At 73.0% G+C, this 3071-nt stretch carries 3 protein-coding genes; 1 reads left to right on the top strand and 2 read right to left on the bottom strand.

The genetic code is table 11. The features are described from left to right. Both rsmH and mraZ read right to left on the bottom strand, forming a co-directional pair. Positions 1 to 996, bottom strand: a 996-nt coding sequence (gene rsmH / locus L0B03_RS15815) for a 16S rRNA (cytosine(1402)-N(4))-methyltransferase RsmH (RefSeq protein WP_250447587.1), incomplete at its 3' end; no start/stop codon positions are given. A 234-nt stretch (positions 997 to 1230) separates the two neighbouring features. Further along, positions 1231 to 1683 (bottom strand): division/cell wall cluster transcriptional repressor MraZ, encoded by a 453-nt coding sequence (gene mraZ, locus L0B03_RS15810; protein ID WP_250447590.1) that lies wholly within the window; start codon positions 1681 to 1683, stop codon positions 1231 to 1233. A 358-nt stretch (positions 1684 to 2041) separates the two neighbouring features. Here mraZ and L0B03_RS15805 point away from each other — a divergent pair, with 358 nt between their 5' ends. Beyond that, positions 2042 to 3046: a MoxR family ATPase gene (locus L0B03_RS15805; RefSeq protein WP_250447584.1), complete on the top strand. Its 1005-nt coding sequence runs from the start codon at positions 2042 to 2044 to the stop codon at positions 3044 to 3046. Positions 3047 to 3071: the final 25 nt, after the last annotated feature.

Here is a 3071-nt window from a genome sequence, read left to right as displayed (position 1 = left end):
CAGGTGCGCAGGAGTGGGTCGCGCGCGTTCGGCAGCCCGCAGCCGCACCGAGGCCGATCGAGGGTTGGCCTCCTGCTCGGCGGGCGAGGCGAGCTCGGCGCCGCGCGTGAGCAGACGGAGGTAGGGGCGGTGGGTCTCGGGCTCGACCGGCAGACCCAGCGGGGCGCTCGACTCGGCACCACGGGCCAGGGCGCGCTTGACCAGGCGGTCCTCGAGGCTCTGGTAGGCCATGACGACCAGGCGCCCCCCGACGGCGAGGCCGGCGAGGGCGGCGGGCAGGGCCCGCTCGAGGGACGCGAGCTCGCCGTTCACCTCGATCCGCAGCGCCTGGAAGGTCCGCTTGGCGGGGTTGCCCCCCGTGGTCCGGGCTGCAGCAGGGATGGCCGTGCGCACGATCTGGACGAGCTCCCCGGTCCGCTCGAGGGGACGGCCAGCGCGCTGGGTGACGACCGTGCGGGCGATTCGCGCCGCGAACCGCTCCTCGCCGTACTCACGCAGGATCCGCACGAGGTCGGCCTCGGCGTACGTGTTGAGCACCTCGGCCGCCGTGGGGCCCGTGCTGGGGTCCATCCGCATGTCGAGCGGGGCGTCGTGGGAGTAGGCGAAGCCTCGCTCGGTCTCGTCGAGCTGCAGGGAGGAGACGCCGAGGTCCATGAGGATGCCCTGGACCGGGCCGTCGACCTCCTCGGCGACGACGTCGAGCACCGCGTCGTAGACGGCGTGCACCCCCGTGAACCTGTCGGCGAACGGGCGCAGCCGCGCACCCGCGAGGGTGAGGGCCTGCTGGTCGCGGTCGATCCCGATCACCCGGAGCTCGGGGAACCGGCGCAGCATCGCCTCGCTGTGCCCACCCATGCCGAGAGTCGCGTCCACGACCACCGCTCCCGGCTCCGAGATCGCGGGCGCCAGGAGCTCGAGGCAACGCTCGAGCAGGACCGGCACGTGCCGGTCGGCGGTCGGGCGCTGCGCGTCCTGGGTGTCCTCGTGCGGGTCCATGTCACCTCCTGGTGCCGGGCCGTGCCGGCCGCGGGTCGTGATCGTGAGTGCTCGTCCGCGGCGCCGGGGCCGCGATGGGTGCTGGTGCTGACGGTGCTGGTCGGGAGGCCCTCCACCGCCCGACCAGGTCTCCCTCCGCAGCTCTCTGGCACCGGGGAAGTGCGCCAGAGGGCGGGAGGAGACCTCATCGTGCGGTGCAGCGGTCCGTTCAGGTCCGTCGCACCTGCGGGTCAGTCAGAAGGCACCGGGGAACACCTCCTCGGCCGTCTCGGAGTAGGTGCTGATCTGCTCGTCGAGGTACGTCTCCCAGGCCGCCGCGTCCCAGATCTCGACGCGGGTGCCGGCGCCGATGACGGCCACGTCCCGGTCGAGCCCCGCGTAGGCACGCAGGGCCGAGGGGATCGAGAGACGCCCCTGCTTGTCGGGCACCTCGTCGTGCGCCCCGGACAGGAAGACGCGCAGGTAGTCCCGCGCCTGCTTGCTCGTGACGGGGGCCTGCCGGATCTGGTCGTGCATGCGACGGAACTCCTCGACCGGGAACACGAACAGGCACCGCTCCTGGCCCCGGGTGACCACGAGCCCCGAGGCCAGCTGGCTGCGGAACTTCGCCGGGAGGATCAGTCGGCCCTTGTCGTCGAGCCGGGGGGTGTAGGTCCCCAGGAACGGGGAGTACGTGCCGTAGCTCATGGAGTCGGCCACGTCGCGCTCCCCTCTGGTCCCCCCGGAAAGGCCCACCGCTCCCCCGGTAGCCCCACGTTACTCCACTTCCCTCCACCCGCAAGGGATGCGAGCCGTGTTTCACCCGCCTGGACCTGGTGTCGTCGCAGGTCAAGGCCTGTGGAGGAAGGTGGAGGGCCAGGCGGGCACCACCCCACCGACGGCGCCCCCTGCCGGGGCAGGTCGCGCGATGGACCCGCCGCCCGCACGGGAGGACTGCGCGCGGCCGCGCCGGCGACCCTCCCGTACGGCGTCCAGGAGGCGGAGGGGGAGGAAAGTGGGGGGCCTGCGTCACCTAGGCTCGTGCCAGTCCTGACGAAGGGGTCCCATGGTCCACGCACTGCCCACGACGAACGAGCTCGAGGGCCTCGCCGAGGTCTCGAGCAGGATCCGCGACTCCATGGAGACGGTGATCTCGGGGCGCGAGGACCTCGTGCGCCTGACGGTGGCCGTCCTGCTCGCCGAGGGGCACCTGCTCCTCGAGGACGTCCCTGGTGTCGGCAAGACCACGCTGGCCAAGGCCCTCGGGCGCTCGATCGACTGCACCGTGGGCCGTATCCAGTTCACCCCGGACCTGCTGCCCAGCGACCTGACCGGCGTGACCATCTACCGGGCCGAGCAGCACGAGTTCGAGTTCCGCCCCGGCCCGGTCTTCGCGAACGTCGTGATCGGCGACGAGATCAACCGCGCCTCTCCCAAGACGCAGTCGGCCCTCCTGGAGTGCATGCAGGAGAGCCAGGCCACGGTCGACGGCACGACGTACCAGCTCCCGCGGCCCTTCCTCGTCCTGGCGACGCAGAACCCGATCGAGATGGAGGGGACCTACGCCCTGCCCGAGGCGCAGCGCGACCGCTTCATGGCGCGGCTGAGCGTGGGCTACCCCTCGCGGGAGGCCGAGGTCGAGATGCTCGACCGGCAGGAGGAGGCAGACCCGCTGAGCCACCTCGTCCCGGTCACGACCGCCGAGGAGATCGCCCGCATGGTCGGCGTCGCCCGCCGGCTCTACGCGGCACCGGGAATCAAGCAGTACGTCGTGGACCTCGCCGAGGCGACGCGCACCGACCCGATGCTCCGGCTCGGTGCGTCCCCCCGAGCCGGCATCCAGCTGCTGCGCGGGGCCAAGGCCCTGGCCGCGATGCAGGGGCGCGACCACGTGCTGCCCGACGACGTCCAGGCCCTCGCCGAGCCCGTGCTCACCCACCGCCTGCTCCCCAGCACCGACGCCCGGCTCTCGGGTCAGACCGTGGCGCAGACGCTCGAGGGGGTCCTCGCGCGGACACCCGTGCCGGTCGCCGGGCGGGTCGCCGCCCCCGACGCCCGCGCGATCGGCTGATGGCCCCGCGGGTCCGACCGACCGG

The organism is Actinotalea sp. C106 (assembly GCF_023630195.1).
GTDB lineage: Bacteria > Actinomycetota > Actinomycetes > Actinomycetales > Cellulomonadaceae > Actinotalea.
This window is presented reverse-complemented; position numbering and strand designations above follow the sequence as displayed.